Annotated in this window: 13 protein-coding genes; 11 read left to right on the top strand and 2 right to left on the bottom strand. The window is 64.0% G+C overall.

Going from position 1 to position 14,796, the window contains the following annotated elements; genetic code table 11:
- Positions 1-162 precede the first annotated feature (162 nt).
- On the top strand, positions 163-1,056 hold the full coding sequence (locus ABE456_RS10370; RefSeq protein WP_346643813.1) for a pyridoxal-phosphate dependent enzyme: 894 nt from the start codon (positions 163-165) through the stop codon (positions 1,054-1,056).
- Here the strand turns inward: ABE456_RS10370 and cybB are convergent.
- Positions 1,047-1,592 carry a cytochrome b561 gene (cybB, locus tag ABE456_RS10375; protein WP_346643814.1) on the bottom strand — a complete coding sequence of 182 codons (546 nt, stop codon included), beginning with the start codon at positions 1,590-1,592 and terminating at the stop codon, positions 1,047-1,049. The two genes, ABE456_RS10370 and cybB, sit on opposite strands and share 10 nt — an antisense overlap.
- 316 nt (positions 1,593-1,908) lie before the next feature.
- A complete protein-coding gene (locus tag ABE456_RS10380; protein WP_346643815.1) occupies positions 1,909-2,841 on the bottom strand; it encodes a DUF1853 family protein in 933 nt (310 codons plus the stop codon).
- A gap of 88 nt (positions 2,842-2,929) precedes the next feature.
- Between ABE456_RS10380 and ABE456_RS10385 the strand changes: the two genes are divergently transcribed.
- From ABE456_RS10385 to ABE456_RS10430, 10 genes are all read left to right on the top strand, one after another.
- Positions 2,930-3,820 (top strand): NAD(+) kinase, encoded by an 891-nt coding sequence (locus ABE456_RS10385; protein WP_008090067.1) that lies wholly within the window; start codon positions 2,930-2,932, stop codon positions 3,818-3,820.
- Positions 3,820-4,791: a metallophosphoesterase gene (locus tag ABE456_RS10390; RefSeq protein ID WP_346643816.1), complete on the top strand. Its 972-nt coding sequence runs from the start codon at positions 3,820-3,822 to the stop codon at positions 4,789-4,791. The genes ABE456_RS10385 and ABE456_RS10390 overlap by 1 nt, the downstream gene beginning before the upstream one ends.
- Entirely contained in the window at positions 4,788-5,675 is an 888-nt protein-coding gene (locus ABE456_RS10395; RefSeq protein ID WP_346643817.1) for a rhomboid family intramembrane serine protease, read from the top strand. The genes ABE456_RS10390 and ABE456_RS10395 overlap by 4 nt, the downstream gene beginning before the upstream one ends.
- Before the next feature lie 13 nt (positions 5,676-5,688).
- A complete protein-coding gene (locus ABE456_RS10400; protein WP_003260154.1) occupies positions 5,689-5,949 on the top strand; it encodes a DUF1315 family protein in 261 nt (86 codons plus the stop codon).
- Positions 5,946-6,776 carry a DUF2797 domain-containing protein gene (locus tag ABE456_RS10405; RefSeq protein ID WP_346643818.1) on the top strand — a complete coding sequence of 277 codons (831 nt, stop codon included), beginning with the start codon at positions 5,946-5,948 and terminating at the stop codon, positions 6,774-6,776. The genes ABE456_RS10400 and ABE456_RS10405 overlap by 4 nt, the downstream gene beginning before the upstream one ends.
- A gap of 13 nt (positions 6,777-6,789) precedes the next feature.
- On the top strand, positions 6,790-9,462 hold the full coding sequence (gene pepN / locus ABE456_RS10410; protein WP_346643819.1) for an aminopeptidase N: 2,673 nt from the start codon (positions 6,790-6,792) through the stop codon (positions 9,460-9,462).
- A gap of 268 nt (positions 9,463-9,730) precedes the next feature.
- Positions 9,731-10,759 (top strand): YCF48-related protein, encoded by a 1,029-nt coding sequence (locus ABE456_RS10415; RefSeq protein ID WP_346643820.1) that lies wholly within the window; start codon positions 9,731-9,733, stop codon positions 10,757-10,759.
- A 20-nt stretch (positions 10,760-10,779) separates the two neighbouring features.
- Positions 10,780-13,155: an RND family transporter gene (locus tag ABE456_RS10420; RefSeq protein ID WP_346643878.1), complete on the top strand. Its 2,376-nt coding sequence runs from the start codon at positions 10,780-10,782 to the stop codon at positions 13,153-13,155.
- A gap of 163 nt (positions 13,156-13,318) precedes the next feature.
- Positions 13,319-13,609 (top strand): DUF5629 family protein, encoded by a 291-nt coding sequence (locus ABE456_RS10425; protein ID WP_346643821.1) that lies wholly within the window; start codon positions 13,319-13,321, stop codon positions 13,607-13,609.
- A complete protein-coding gene (locus ABE456_RS10430) occupies positions 13,575-14,705 on the top strand; it encodes a lactonase family protein (RefSeq protein ID WP_346643822.1) in 1,131 nt (376 codons plus the stop codon). Before ABE456_RS10425 ends, ABE456_RS10430 begins: the two co-directional genes overlap by 35 nt.
- Positions 14,706-14,796 lie beyond the last annotated feature (91 nt).

Raw genomic sequence — 14,796 nt, forward strand, 5'->3', positions numbered from 1 at the left:
TGAATGGCAGCTTGTGCTCCCACACGTGCTCAAGGCACCTCCGGCATTCAGCTTGCCATTCACCGCTCTCACTCCAGATTCTAATCCCCTCTCAAGACACAAGCGGCCTTGTCGCGAAAGGGGCGCACAGCGCCCCCAGGGTTTCCCTGTAAACTGCAACCCATGCATGTATTCGACCTCCCCCAAGCCCCCCTACACCCCCTGAACCTGCCTTGGCTGGCAACCGCCAAGGTCAACGCCGCCATCCTGCGCCTGGACCTGATCGACCCCCTGATCAGCGGTAACAAGTGGTTCAAGCTCCGCCATCACCTGCAACAGGCCGCTACCAGCAACGCCCCAGGCCTGATCAGCCTCGGCGGCAACCATTCCAACCACCTGCACGCCCTGGCCGCCGCCGGCAAGCGCTTCGGCTTCGCCACCGCCGGCCTGTTACGCGGCCACGCCCAGGACACGCCAACCGTGCGTGACCTGCACGCGCTGGGCATGCAATTGCACTGGCTCGGTTATGGCGGCTACCGCACGCGTAACGAACCTGGCTTCTGGGAGCCCTGGCAGGCACGCTACCCCGGCTGGCACTGCATCCCCGAGGGCGGCGGCGGGCAGGCGGGTGCACAGGGCTGCGCGCTGATCATGCAGCAGGTGCGCGCACAAATCGCAGCACTGGGCTGGGCGGACTACGACGCCTGGTGGCTGGCTGCCGGAACCGGTACGACCCTGGCCGGCCTGGTCTTGGCCGAGGCGGGCGCGCATGCCGTGCACGGCGCATTGGCGGTACCCAGGGATCATGGTGTACCGGAGATGGTAGCGACACTGGCTGGCGCGCATGGCTACCAGCTACACGACGCCTGCCGTGGCGGTTTTGGCAAGTTCGACGATGACCTGTTGGCCTTCATCGCCGATTGCGAGCAGCACACGGGTGTGCCGCTCGAAGCCCTTTACACGGGCAAGGCCCTGCTAGCCCTGCGTGATCAGGTGGTGGCCGGGCTGTTCGCACCCGGCACCCGCCTGATCGTTGTACACACCGGCGGCCTGCAGGGCCGGCGCGGTTACTTGTAGGGCAGCATGCGCAGCAGCGTGTTGTCGCGCTGCACATAGTGGTGATACAGCCCGGCCAGCGCGTGCAGGCCGATCAGCCAGTAGCCCCAGCTGCCGATACGTTCATGCCAGCCTTTGATGAACTTGGCCTGGTCCGGGTTCGGGCCGATCAGGTGCGGCAGCTCCAGGCCGAAGAACGGCACCGGTTTGTCGGTGGCGCTGAGGATCAGCCAGCCGGCCAGCGGCAGGCCGATCATCAGCAGGTACAGCGCCAGGTGCATCAGGTGCGCAAGGCCAGTCTGCCAGGCGGGTGGCTTGGGCACGATGGGCGGGGTAGGGCGGCTCAGGCGGATGGCCAGGCGTAGCCAGACCAGTACGAATACGCTGAGCCCGAGCATGAAGTGCAGGTCTTTCATCAGATTGCGTTCGGCGCTGTCCTTGGGGAACAGGCCACGCAGTTCGATAAGGGCGTAGACAGCGGCCAGCAGCACCAGCATCAGCCAATGCAGGGCGATGGACAGGCGCGCGTAATGGGTCGCGGGGGTGGATGAAACCATGATCGGTCCTCGTCATCAGGTCGGAATGGCGCTCTTGCTGGCGCTCAGGTGTCATTTTAATGGCTACCGGGAACAGATCTTTGCGCTGGGTCTGTGAAAATTGTGTTGTCTTTACTTTGAAACCTGCGCAGTACCTGTAGGAGCGGCCTTGTGTCGCGAAAGCAGCCCCGGCAATTTGTGCATCTGCGCTGAAACCCTGGGGCCGCTTTGCAGCCCTTTCGCGACACAAGGCCGCTCCTACAGGGATCGCGCCGGCTTGTGGGGGGCGGGTTTATCTAGGCGTCGAACCGCCGCGATAGGGCCGGTACAGGCAGCATCAGGTATTGGGCAAGTGCGGCCAAGCATCAGCCACCAGAAACACCCGCCCAGCCTCCTGCCAGGCGCCATCAGCATCCACCTCCAACCGCACCAGCAACTGCGCCGGTGCCTGCCGCTCCAGTACATGCAGCCACGCTGCAAACTGCTCCGCCTGCCAACACTCACTCGCCTCGACCCGCGCCGGTGCCAGCCAGGCATGCCGCTGCAACGGCTGCCAACGCTCACCCTCTGCCATGAGCCAATCCCGCCGCCGCACCCAGCGCCCGCGCAAATGCAGCGGGTTGGCGCCCTCAGGCGGCTCGGCATGCCCAGGCCATGGATAGAACAGATAGCCACCCAGCCACACATGCGCCTGCACCTGCTCAACCCCCAGCCGGGCCAGTACCTCGCGGCTGTGCACAGCAGCCGACATGGGCAGCTGGTGTCCTGCCAGGTGCGCAAGCTTGGTTCCCAGCCGGTCATGGCAACCAGGCCCAAGCCAGGCGGCAGGGTCGTACCCAGCGCGCTCCGGGCCCAGGTACAACTTGATCGCCAGTTCCAGGTGGTGCACGCCGTCGCGGTCGCGCAGCACCACGTCCAGTTCGCCCAAGGTGCGCCCACCATCGCGAATCGCCAGGTTGGCCGCCAGCAGCTCGATGCCTGGCGCCTGGCCCAGGGCAAATTGCCACAGGCGTTCGTAGTAGTGCCCTAGCCGCCGGCTGCCCAGCTTGGCCAGCCAGTCGCGCAAGGGACGGTCGTCGGCATCCAGCGCCCGCAGCCACTGCTCAAGGCGCTGCGGCTGGTCCGCCCACAGGCTGCCCGCCAGCGGGTGGCGCTGGGGGCAGGGCGGGGCGCTGAGCAAGGGCGGCGACAGCAGGGCCCAGGCCAAGTCGCGCACGGCGGGGCGGCGTAACTGCCGGGGCAGGTCTTTGAGCAGGGCAAATGGCATCATCCTGCGAGCATAGCCGGTTTGCCGCTACCCAGTGGTTTCGCCCATAATCGGCACATCGTCACCCGCCGCAGAGCCTCGCAGGAGCCCCATGGAGCAATTTCGCAATATCGGTATCATCGGCCGCCTTGGCAGCTCGCAGGTGCTCGACACCATTCGCCGACTGAAAAAATTCCTCCTCGAGCGCCACCTGCACGTGATCCTCGAGGACACCATCGCCGAAGTGCTGCCCGGCCATGGCCTGCAAACCTCCACCCGCAAGCTGCTGGGCGAGGTCTGCGACCTGGTCATCGTGGTCGGCGGCGACGGTAGCCTGCTGGGTGCCGCCCGCGCGCTGGCCCGGCACAATATTCCGGTGCTGGGCATCAACCGTGGCAACCTGGGCTTCCTCACCGACATCCGCCCGGATGAGCTGGAAGAGAAAGTCGCCGAAGTACTCGACGGCCACTACCTGGTGGAAAACCGCTTCCTGCTGCAGGCCGAGGTGCGCCGCCATCACGAAGCCATTGGCCAGGGCGATGCGCTGAACGACGTGGTGCTGCACCCGGGCAAGTCGACGCGCATGATCGAGTTCGAGATCTACATCGATGGCCAGTTCGTCTGCAGCCAGAAGGCCGACGGCCTGATCGTCGCCACCCCCACCGGCTCCACCGCCTATGCGCTGTCGGCCGGCGGCCCGATCATGCACCCCAAGCTCGACGCCATCGTCATCGTGCCGATGTACCCGCACACCCTGTCGGGCCGGCCGATCGTGGTCGATGGCAACAGCGAACTGAAGATCGTGGTGTCCAAGGACCTGCAGATCTACCCGCAGGTGTCCTGTGACGGCCAGAACCACTTCACCTGCGCCCCCGGCGACACCATCACGGTGAGCAAGAAGCCGCAGAAGCTGCGCCTGATCCACCCGCTGGACCACAATTACTACGAGGTCTGCCGCACCAAGCTCGGTTGGGGCAGCCGCCTGGGGAGCAGGGACGACTGATGCTCGATCCGGCGCGAAGTTTCGACATCATTGGTGACGTGCACGGTTGTGCGCTGACCCTTGAACGCCTGCTCGACGCCCTCGGATACAAGCGTGTGGCCGGCGTGTGGCGCCACCCGCGGCGCCAGGCGCTGTTCCTCGGTGACATCGTCGACCGTGGGCCACGCATCCGCGAGGCGCTGCACATCGTCCACGACATGGTCGAGGCCGGCCAGGCGTTCTGCATCATGGGCAACCACGAGTACAACGCCCTGGGCTGGGTTACCCCGGCGCTGCCCGGCAGCGGCAAGGCCTATGTGCGCGAGCACACGCCACGCCACGCCCGGCTGATCGATGAAACCCTGACCCAGTTCGCCCACCACCCCGGTGACTGGCACGACTTCGTCAACTGGTTCTACCAGCTGCCGCTGTTCATCGACGCCGGGCGCTTCCGCCTGGTGCATGCCTGCTGGGACCCGCGGCTGATCGAGCCGCTGCGCCAGCAATACCCCAATGGCTGCATTGATGAGCACTTCATCCAGGCCTCGGCGGTGAGCAACAGCTTCGCTGCCACCGTGTGCAACCGCCTGCTGCGCGGTACCGACATGCGCCTGCCAGACGGCCTTACCCTGACCGGCGGCGACGGCCTGACCCGCGCCTTCTTCCGCACCAAGTTCTGGGAAGAAGACCCGCAAACCTACGGCGACATCGTGTTCCAGCCCGACGCCTTGCCTGCGGAAGTGGCCAGCACCCCACTCAGCCACAGCCAGAAAAACGCCTTGCTGCGCTATGCCGAAGACGAGCCGCTGCTGTTCGTCGGCCATTACTGGCGCAGTGGCCGCCCGGCGCCGATCCGCGCCAACCTGGCCTGTCTGGACTACAGCGCCGTGCTTTACGGCAAGTTGGCCGCCTACCGGCTGGATGATGAAACCCGTATCGACCCGCACAAGTTCGTCTGGGTCGACGTCGACCGCCCACAGGCCAACCAATGAACATTATCGAAGTGATGCGCCTGCCGCTGTCGGTCGACCTCAGCGGCTTCGTCCACCTGCTGCAGCGCCTGCAGGTGCCGCACCGGGTCAGTGAGGAGGGCGACGCCCAGGTGCTCTGGGCCCCCGATACCCTCGCCGAAGATGTCCGCGAGCTCTACCAACGCTTCCCCGAAGGTAACGCCGACATCCAGGCAACTGATGCCCCTGTGGGAGCGGGCATGCCCGCGAATGCCCCAACACAGCCCTCCCTGGCAGAACAGGCCAAAGCCTGCAAGATCACCACCCTGACCCTGCTGCTGTGCTTCATCGTCGCCGGCCTGACCAACCTGGGCGACAACTTCACCACCATCAGCTGGTTCACCTTCCTCGACTTCCGCGTGCAGGGCGATTACCTGTACTTCACCTCGCTGGCGCAAAGCCTGGACCAAGGCCAGTGGTGGCGCCTGGTATCGCCCATGCTGTTGCATTTCGGCGTGCTGCACCTGGCCATGAACAGCCTGTGGTACTGGGAACTGGGCAAACGCATCGAACTGCGCCAGGGCCCATGGATGCTGCTGGGCCTCACCCTGTTGTTCAGCCTGGTGTCCAACCTGGCCCAGCACTACACCAGCGGGCCGAGCCTGTTCGGTGGCCTGTCTGGTGTGCTGTATGGCCTGCTGGGGCACATCTGGCTGTACCAGTGGCTGGCGCCCAACCACTACTTCAACCTGCCCAAGGGCGTGCTGGTGATGATGCTTATCTGGCTGGTGGTGTGCCTGACCGGCGTGGTCGGCACCCTCGGCCTTGGCCAGATCGCCAACGCCGCCCACGTCGGCGGGCTGCTCATCGGATGCCTGACCGGGCTCTTGGGTGGGGCGCTGGCCCGGCGTAAACTGTCGGCTTGAATCAGGAGACACTATGTCCACTTTCGCGCAAATGATTGAAAACATCACCCCGGAAATCTACGAGAGCCTGAAACTGGCCGTGGAAATCGGCAAATGGTCGGATGGCCGCAAGCTCACTGCCGAGCAGAAAGAGCTGTCGCTGCAGGCAGTGATCGCCTGGGAAATGAAAAACCTCCCCGAAGACCAGCGCACCGGTTACATGGGCCCGCAGGAATGCGCGTCGAAATCCGCGCCGATCGCCAACATTCTGTTCAAGTCGGACTCGGTACATTGATCGAACTCGCTCGTGGCTCGTTGAGCAAGATGGCGGTAAGCCTGCAGGCACCGGTGGTGCAGTACAGCTTCCGCCTGGATGACACGCAGGTGCCGGTCAACCCGCTGATCGGCCAGCGCCTGCGCCTGGAATACCTCGGCGCCATTCACTGCAGCCATTGCGGCAAGCGCACCAAAACCAGCTTCAGCCAGGGTTACTGCTACCCGTGCATGACCAAGCTGGCCCAGTGCGACGTGTGCATCATGGCCCCGGAAAAATGCCACTACGACGCCGGCACCTGCCGCGAACCGTCGTGGGGCGAACAGTTCTGCATGACCGACCACGTGGTCTACCTGGCCAACTCGTCGGGGATCAAGGTTGGCATTACCCGCGCCACCCAATTGCCTACCCGCTGGCTCGACCAGGGCGCCAGCCAGGCCCTGCCGATCATGCGCGTGGCCACCCGCCAGCAGTCGGGCCTGGTCGAAGACGTGCTGCGCAGCCAGGTGCCAGACCGCACCAACTGGCGTGCGCTGCTCAAGGGCGACGCCGAGGTGCTCGACCTGCCGGCTATTCGCGACCAGGTCTTCGACGCCTGCGCCGATGGCCTGCGTGAACTGCAAGGGCGTTTTGGCCTGCAGGCGATCCAGCCACTGCCGGACGCCGAAGTGGTGCAGATGAACTACCCGGTCGAGGCCTACCCGAAGAAAATCGTCAGCTTCAACCTCGACAAGGACCCGGTGGCCGAAGGCACGCTGCTGGGCATCAAGGGCCAGTACCTGATCTTCGACACCGGTGTGATCAATATTCGCAAGTACACGGCCTACCAGTTGGCCGTGCTCCAGTAAAAAGGACCTGCACATGCGTACCGAACAACCGCAAGTGATCTACCTGAAGGATTACCAGGCGCCCGAGTACCTGATCGACGAGACGCACCTGACTTTCGAGCTGTTCGAGGACCACACCCTGGTTCACGCGCAACTGGTGATGCGCCGCAACCCGGCACGCGGTGCCGGCCTGCCGCCACTGGAACTCGATGGCCAGCAGCTGGAGTTGCTGCGTGCCTCGCTGGACGATCAGGAGCTGCAGCCGGGCGACTACCAGCTGGGCGCCGACAGCCTGACCGTGCAGCCCAAGGCCGAGCGCTTCACCCTCGACACCAGCGTGAAGATCCACCCCGAAAGCAACACCGCGCTGGAAGGCCTGTACAAGTCCGGCAAGATGTTCTGCACCCAGTGCGAGGCCGAAGGTTTCCGCAAGATCACCTACTACCTCGACCGCCCGGACGTGATGAGCACCTTCACCACCACGGTGATCGCCGAACAGCATCGCTACCCGGTGCTGTTGAGCAACGGCAACCCGATCGGTAGCGGGACCTTCGAGAAAGGCCAGGGCGAAGACGGCCGCCACTGGGCGACCTGGGAAGACCCGTTCATGAAACCGGCCTACCTGTTCGCCCTGGTGGCCGGTGACCTATGGTGCGTGGAAGACAGCTTCACCCGCCAGTCCGGCCGCGATGTGACCCTGCGCATCTACGTCGAGCCCGAGAACATCGACAAGTGCGACCACGCCATGGTCAGCCTGAAGAAGTCCATGCGCTGGGACGAAGAAGTCTACGGTCGTGAGTACGACCTGGACATCTTCATGATCGTTGCGGTCAACGACTTCAACATGGGCGCCATGGAAAACAAGGGCCTGAACATCTTCAACTCCAGCTGTGTGCTGGCCCGTGCCGAAACCGCCACCGATGCCGCGCACCAGCGCGTCGAAGGCGTGGTTGCCCACGAGTACTTCCACAACTGGTCGGGCAACCGCGTCACCTGCCGCGATTGGTTCCAGCTGTCGCTGAAAGAAGGCTTTACGGTGTTCCGCGATGCCGAGTTCAGCGCCGACATGAACTCGCGCACGGTCAAGCGCATTGAAGACGTGGCCTACCTGCGTACCCACCAGTTCGCTGAAGACGCCGGCCCCATGGCCCACCCGGTGCGCCCGGACAGCTTCATCGAAATTTCCAACTTCTACACCCTGACCGTGTACGAGAAGGGGGCCGAAGTGGTGCGCATGGTTCGCACCCTGCTGGGCGCCGAGGGCTTCCGCAAGGGCAGCGACCTGTACTTCGAACGCCACGATGGCCAGGCGGTGACCACCGACGACTTCATCAAGGCCATGGAAGACGCCAACGGCGTCGACTTCAGCCAGTTCAAGCGCTGGTACAACCAGGCCGGCACCCCGCGCCTGGACGTCAGCGAGGCGTATGACGCCGCCGCGCAAACCTACAGCCTGACGTTCCGCCAGAGCTGCCCGCAAACCCCGGACAAGGCCGAAAAGCTGCCGTTCGTGATCCCGGTGGAACTGGGCCTGCTGGATGCCGCCGGCAACGACCTGCCGCTGCAACTGGTCGGCGAGGCCGCTGCTCACGGTACCAGCCGCGTGTTGTCGGTGACCGAGGCCGAGCAAACCTTCATCTTCCAGGGCATCGCGGCCAAGCCGCTGCCGTCGCTGCTGCGTGGTTTCAGCGCCCCGGTGAAGCTGAGCTTCCCCTACGACCGCGACCAGCTGATGTTCCTGATGCAGCACGACAGCGACGGCTTCAACCGCTGGGAAGCGGGCCAGCAGCTGTCGGTGCAAGTGCTGCAGGAACTGATCGGCCAGCATCAGCGCGGCGAAGCATTGAAGCTCGACCAGCGCCTGATCACTGCCCTGGGCACCGTGCTCGGCAACGAAGCGCTGGACCCGGCCATGGTTGCCGAAATGCTCTCGCTGCCAGGTGAGGCCTACCTCACCGAGATCAGCCAGGTGGCTGACGTGGATGCCATCCACGCCGCCCGCGAGTTCGCCCGCCAGCAGATCGCCGCGCAGTTGTTCGACGCCCTGTGGGCGCGCTACCAGGCTAACCGCGAGGTGTCGCGCAATACCGCCTACGTGGCGTCTGCCGAGCACTTCGCCCGCCGCAGCCTGCAGAACATCGCCCTGTCGTACCTGATGCAGAGCGGCAAGCCGCAGGTGCTGGAAGCGACCCTGGAGCAGTTCGAGCAGTGCGACAACATGACCGAGCGCCTGACCGCCCTGGCGGTACTGGTCAACTCGCCGTTCGAGGCCGAGCGGGCCAAGGCCCTGGAAGCCTTTGCCGAGCACTTCAAGGACAACCCGCTGGTCATGGACCAGTGGTTCAGCGTGCAGGCGGCCAGCGCGCTGCCGGGCGGGCTGGCGCGGGTCAAGGCGCTGATGCAGCACCCGGCGTTCACCCTGAAGAACCCGAACAAGGTGCGTGCGCTGATTGGGGCGTTTGCCGGGCAGAACCTGGTCAACTTCCATGCGGCGGATGGCTCGGGGTATCGCTTCCTGGCGGAGCTGGTGATCGAGCTGAATGCGCTGAACCCGCAGATTGCCTCGCGTCAGCTGGCGCCGTTGACCCGCTGGCGCAAGTATGACGATGCGCGCCAGGGCCTGATGAAGGGCGAGCTGGAGCGGATCCTGGCTTCGGGTGAGCTGTCCAGTGATGTGTATGAGGTTGTGAGCAAGAGCCTGGCTTGAGTCTCCATAGCCTGAGCTGGCCTCTTCGCGGGTAAACCCGCTCCCACAGGTACTGCACTGCTCTCACGGGCGGTGGAGGACCTGTGGGAGCGGGTTTACCCGCGAAGCTTTTTTTGGCCGATAACAAAACATAACACCCCGCCCGTTGTCTTCCCGCAAACATCCCCGCTACGATCCCCTCAAGCTATTGCAGGCCTCTAGATCAGGCTTTTTCGCAGTACCTGCAATGCATTGACCCACCAAATAAGAACACAACAGGGGGACAGTCATGAGGGAACAGAACAGGCGCCTCGCCTGGCCATTGGCAGCTGCAGCGGCACTGGCGCTGGCACTTGGCACGTGGGCTGACAGCGTGCAAGCTGCTGCCGCCGACGAATACTCCACAGAATCGGCCAAGGCCAGCCAAAGCCTGCTGATCGGCGCCACCCATGCCGGCAAGCGCCTGGTGGTGGTAGGCGACCGTGGCCATATCCTGTTCTCCGACGACCAGGGCAACACCTGGACTCAAGCCCGGGTGCCCACCCGGCAACTGCTCACCGCCGTATTCTTCCTCGACGACAAGCGCGGCTGGGCCGTCGGCCATGATGCGCAGATCCTCGCCAGCAGCGATGGCGGCGCCACCTGGAGCAAGCAGTTCGAAGACCTGGCCCGTGAAGCGCCCTTGCTCGATGTCACCTTCCTCGACGCACAGCACGGCTTTGCCGTGGGTGCCTACGGTGCATTGCTGGAAACCACCGATGGCGGCCAGCAGTGGCAGGATGTGGCTGAGCGCCTGGACAACACCGACCAGCTGCACCTGAACGGCATTGCCCGGGTGCGTGATGCCGGCCTGTTCATCGTTGGCGAGCAGGGCGGCATGTTCCGCTCTGCCGACAACGGCCAGACCTGGGCCAAGGTCCAGGGCCCCTACGAGGGCTCGCTGTTCGGCGTTATCGGCACCGCCCAGCCACACACCCTGCTGGCCTACGGCCTGCGCGGCAACCTGTTCCGCTCTACCGACTTCGGTGACAGCTGGCAGCCGATCGAACTCAAGGCCGCGCGTGGCACCCTCGAATTCGGCCTGGCAGGCGCTACGCTTGTCGAAGATGGCAGCCTGGTGCTGGTCGGCAATGGTGGCAGCGTGCTGCGCAGCACCGACGACGGCCAGACCTTCAGCGTGTACAACCGTGCTGACCGCCTCGCCTTGGCTGGCGTCAGCGGCCTGGCCAATGGCGGCCTGCTGCTGGTGGGGCAGGGTGGTGTGCACCTGGCCAGTGCCGAAGGTGCAGACCAGGCAGCCAAGGAGGTGCGTCCATGACCAGCAAGGAGAGCATCACCATGCGCCCGCATCATCAGGACAAGGCCACGCTGCTTGAGCGCCTGATCTTCAACAACCGCCCCGTGGTCATCGCCCTGTGCGTGCTGGTCAGTATTTTCCTGTTCTGGCAGGCCACGCAGATTCGCCCGTCCACCAGCTTCGAGAAGATGATCCCGCTGCAGCATCCGTTCATCGAGCAGATGATGGAGCACCGCAACGACCTGGCCAACCTCGGCAACACCGTGCGCATTTCGGTGGAGGCGGTCAACGGCGACATCTTCGACAAGGACTACATGGAGACCCTGCGGCAGATCCATGACGAAGTGTTCTACATCCCCGGCGTCGACCGTGCCGGGCTGAAGTCGCTGTGGAGCCCCAGCGTGCGCTGGAGCGAGGTCACCGAAGAGGGCTTCTCCGGTGGCGAGGTGATCCCCAACACCTACAACGGTTCGCAGGACAGCCTCGATACCCTGCGCGACAACGTGCTCAAGTCGGGCCAGGTGGGGCGCCTGGTTGGTAACAACTTCAAGTCCAGCATCGTCGATGTGCCGCTGCTGGAAAGCTACCCCGACCCGCAGGACCCAGGCAGGCAGGTGAAGCTGGACTACCAGCAGTTCTCGCACCTGCTTGAAGAAAAGATCCGCGACAAGTTCCAGGCGCAGAACCCCAATGTGAAAGTGCACATTGTCGGCTTCGCCAAGAAGGTCGGTGACTTGATCGACGGCCTGGTCATGGTGGCGATGTTCTTCGGCGTCGCCTTGGCGATCACCTGGGTGCTGTTGTACTGGTTCACCTGGTGCATCCGCAGCACCATCGCCGTGCTCATCACCACGTTGGTGGCGGTAGTCTGGCAGTTGGGGCTGATGCATGCGGTGGGCTTTGGCCTGGACCCATACTCGATGCTGGTGCCGTTCCTGATCTTCGCCATTGGTATTTCCCACGGGGTGCAGAAGATCAACGGCATCGCCTTGCAGTCGAGTGATGCCGACAACGCGCTTACCGCCGCGCGGCGTACCTTCCGCCAGCTGTTCCTGCCGGGGATGATCGCCATCCTCGCCGACGCGGTGGGCTTCATCACCCTGCTGATCATCGACATCGGGGTGATTCGCGAGCTGGCGATTGGTGCCTCCATCGGTGTCGCAGTGATCGTGTTCACCAACCTGATCCTGTTGCCGGTGGCCATCTCCTACGTCGGTATCAGCAAGAAAGCCATCGAACGCAGCAAGAAGGACGCTACCTGCGAGCACCCGTTCTGGCGCCTGTTGTCCAACTTCGCCAGTGCCAAGGTGGCACCGGTGTCGGTGGTGCTGGCGCTGGTCGCCTTCGCCGGTGGCCTGTGGTACAGCCAGAACCTGAAGATCGGCGACCTTGACCAGGGCGCGCCAGAGCTGCGCCCCGACTCGCGCTACAACCAGGACAACAACTTCATCATCAGCAACTACTCGACCAGCTCCGACGTGCTGGTGATCATGGTCAAGACCCCGTCGGAGCAGTGCTCGATCCACTCGACCATGGCCCCGATCGACGAGCTGATGTGGACCATGCAGAACACCCCTGGCGTGCAGTCGGCAATATCCCTGGTGACCGTGTCCAAGCAGGTGATCAAGGGCATGAACGAGGGCAGCCTGAAATGGGAAACCCTGTCGCGTAACCCGGACATTCTCAACAACTCCATTGCCCGTGCCGACGGTCTGTACAACGGTGACTGCTCGCTGGCACCGGTGCTGGTGTTCCTCAACGACCACAAGGCCGAGACCCTGGAGCGGGTGACCGCCGCGGCCAAGGCATTTGCCGACAGCCACAACAAGGAGGGCCTGCAGTTCCTGCTGGCAGCGGGCAACGCCGGGATCGAGGCAGCGACCAACGAAGTGATCAAGTCGGCAGAATTGACCATCCTGATCCTGGTGTACATCTGCGTGGCGGTGATGTGCCTGATCACCTTCCGTTCGTTCGCCGCCACCCTGTGCATTGTGCTGCCGCTGGTGCTGACCTCGGTGCTGGGCAACGCGCTGATGGCCTACATGGGCATCGGCGTGAAGGTGGCGACCTTGCCGGTGGTGGCGCTGGGCGTGGGTATTGGCGTGGACTACGGCATCTACATCTACAGCCGGCTGGAGAGCTTCCTGCGTGCCGGGTTGCCGTTGCAGGAGGCCTATTACGAGACCTTGCGCTCGACTGGCAAGGCGGTGCTGTTCACCGGGTTGTGCCTGGCCATTGGCGTGTGCACCTGGATTTTCTCGGCGATCAAGTTCCAGGCGGACATGGGGCTGATGCTGACCTTCATGCTGTTGTGGAACATGTTTGGAGCGCTGTGGCTGTTGCCGGCGCTGGCGCGGTTCCTGATCAAGCCGGAGAAGATGGTGGGCAAGGAAGGGGGGTCGATTTTCGCCCATTGAATTGCAGGGGGCCGCTTTGCGGCCCAATCGCGACACAAGGCCGCTCCCACAGGTACTGCACCGTCCCATGTGGGAGCGGCCTTGCCGGGGCGCCGGACCGGTCGGATGGGCTGCAAAGCAGCCCCAGGGCTATAATGCCAACTCATTTCTGATTGGTACCCCCATGTCCCCCCTCGCCACCGCCCTGCAGTCCTGCGACATGCTCCTGATCGACGGCCTGCACGCCTTCGACTTCACCTCCAACGATTCCGGCCTCACCGTCGAATGCATGGACGGCCGCCAACTGCGCCGCTGGTCGTTCACCCCCGAGCAAATCACCGCCGCCATCGCCAGCGGTGATGAATGGCAGCTCAACGATGCCAATGGCGAGCATCGGCTAGTCTGTATGAGTGCCTTTCGTGCCCCGGACGAGGACCAAGATGAAGCGGATCTGGACGAGCCTGCTGACCGCTAGCCTGATGAGCCTGACTATCCATGCCCACGCCGCCACGTTGCTGGTGGGCAGTTACACCGATGGCGCCAGCCAGGGCATCTACCGCTATCAGTTCGACGACAAGACTGGCCACATCAACCCCACACCGCAGCAAGTGGTGAAGAGCGTAAGCCCGTCGTGGCTGGTGTTGTCGGCCGACCAGCGCCAGTTGTTTGCGGTCAATGAAACCCCCGACGGCCACGCCAGCAGTTTCAGTGTCAGCGCCAAGGGCGAGATCAAGCCGCTCAACCAGGTGGCTACCCGAGGCGACGAGCCGACCCACGCCAGCCTCAGCCGTGACCAGCGTTATCTGTTCGTGGCCAACTACGCGGTCAACCCCGCCCCCGGCGGCAGCCTGGTGGTAATCCCGGTGGCCAAGGACGGCAAGCTCAAGGCCGTGGTGCAACAGGCTCGGCACAAGGCGAGTGGGGTCAACCCCGAGCGCCAGGCCGGGGCCCATGTGCATTCACTGGTGCTTTCGCCCGATGGCCAGCATGTCTATGCCTGCGACTTGGGCGCCGACAAGGTGTTCATCTACCGCTACGATGGTGCCAGCCCGGACCACCCGTTAAGCCCGGCGATTCCGGCCTCGGTAGACTTGCCACCAGGCAGCGGGCCACGCCACCTGCTGTTCGACGCCAAGGGCCGGCATGCCTACCTGACGCTGGAAATGAGTGGCGAGGTGGTAACGTTCGACGTCAAGGACGATGCCCTGCTTGAGCGCCAGCGCCTGCCGCTGACCGAACAGCAGGATGCGGCAGCCAAGGCGGCGGGAGGCCTGCACCTGTCGGCGGACGGGCGCTTCCTGTATGTGAGCAACCGCGGCACGGCCAATGAGATCGTGGTGTTCAGCGTGGGCAAGGGCGATGGCCAGCTGACCTTCCTGCAACGCCGTGCGGTGGAGGGTGATCACCCGCGGGAATTCGCCCTCGACCCGAGTGACAACTTCCTGCTGGTGGCCAACCAGAAGAGCAACCAGATCGTGGTAATGCGCCGCGACCCGCGCAGCGGCAAGCTGCTGGAGACGGTGCAGACGCTGAAGCAGGAGGCACCCTCGGACCTGAAGTTCATCGAGTGATATCGATCGGCGTGATAATCGATACTGCCGCAATGAATTTTTGCCTGCGGCTGCGGCGGCGTAAGTTTGACCCAAGGCCCAAACGGGCCAA

The organism is Pseudomonas sp. TWI929 (genome assembly GCF_039673335.1).
In the GTDB taxonomy this organism is placed as follows: domain Bacteria; phylum Pseudomonadota; class Gammaproteobacteria; order Pseudomonadales; family Pseudomonadaceae; genus Aquipseudomonas.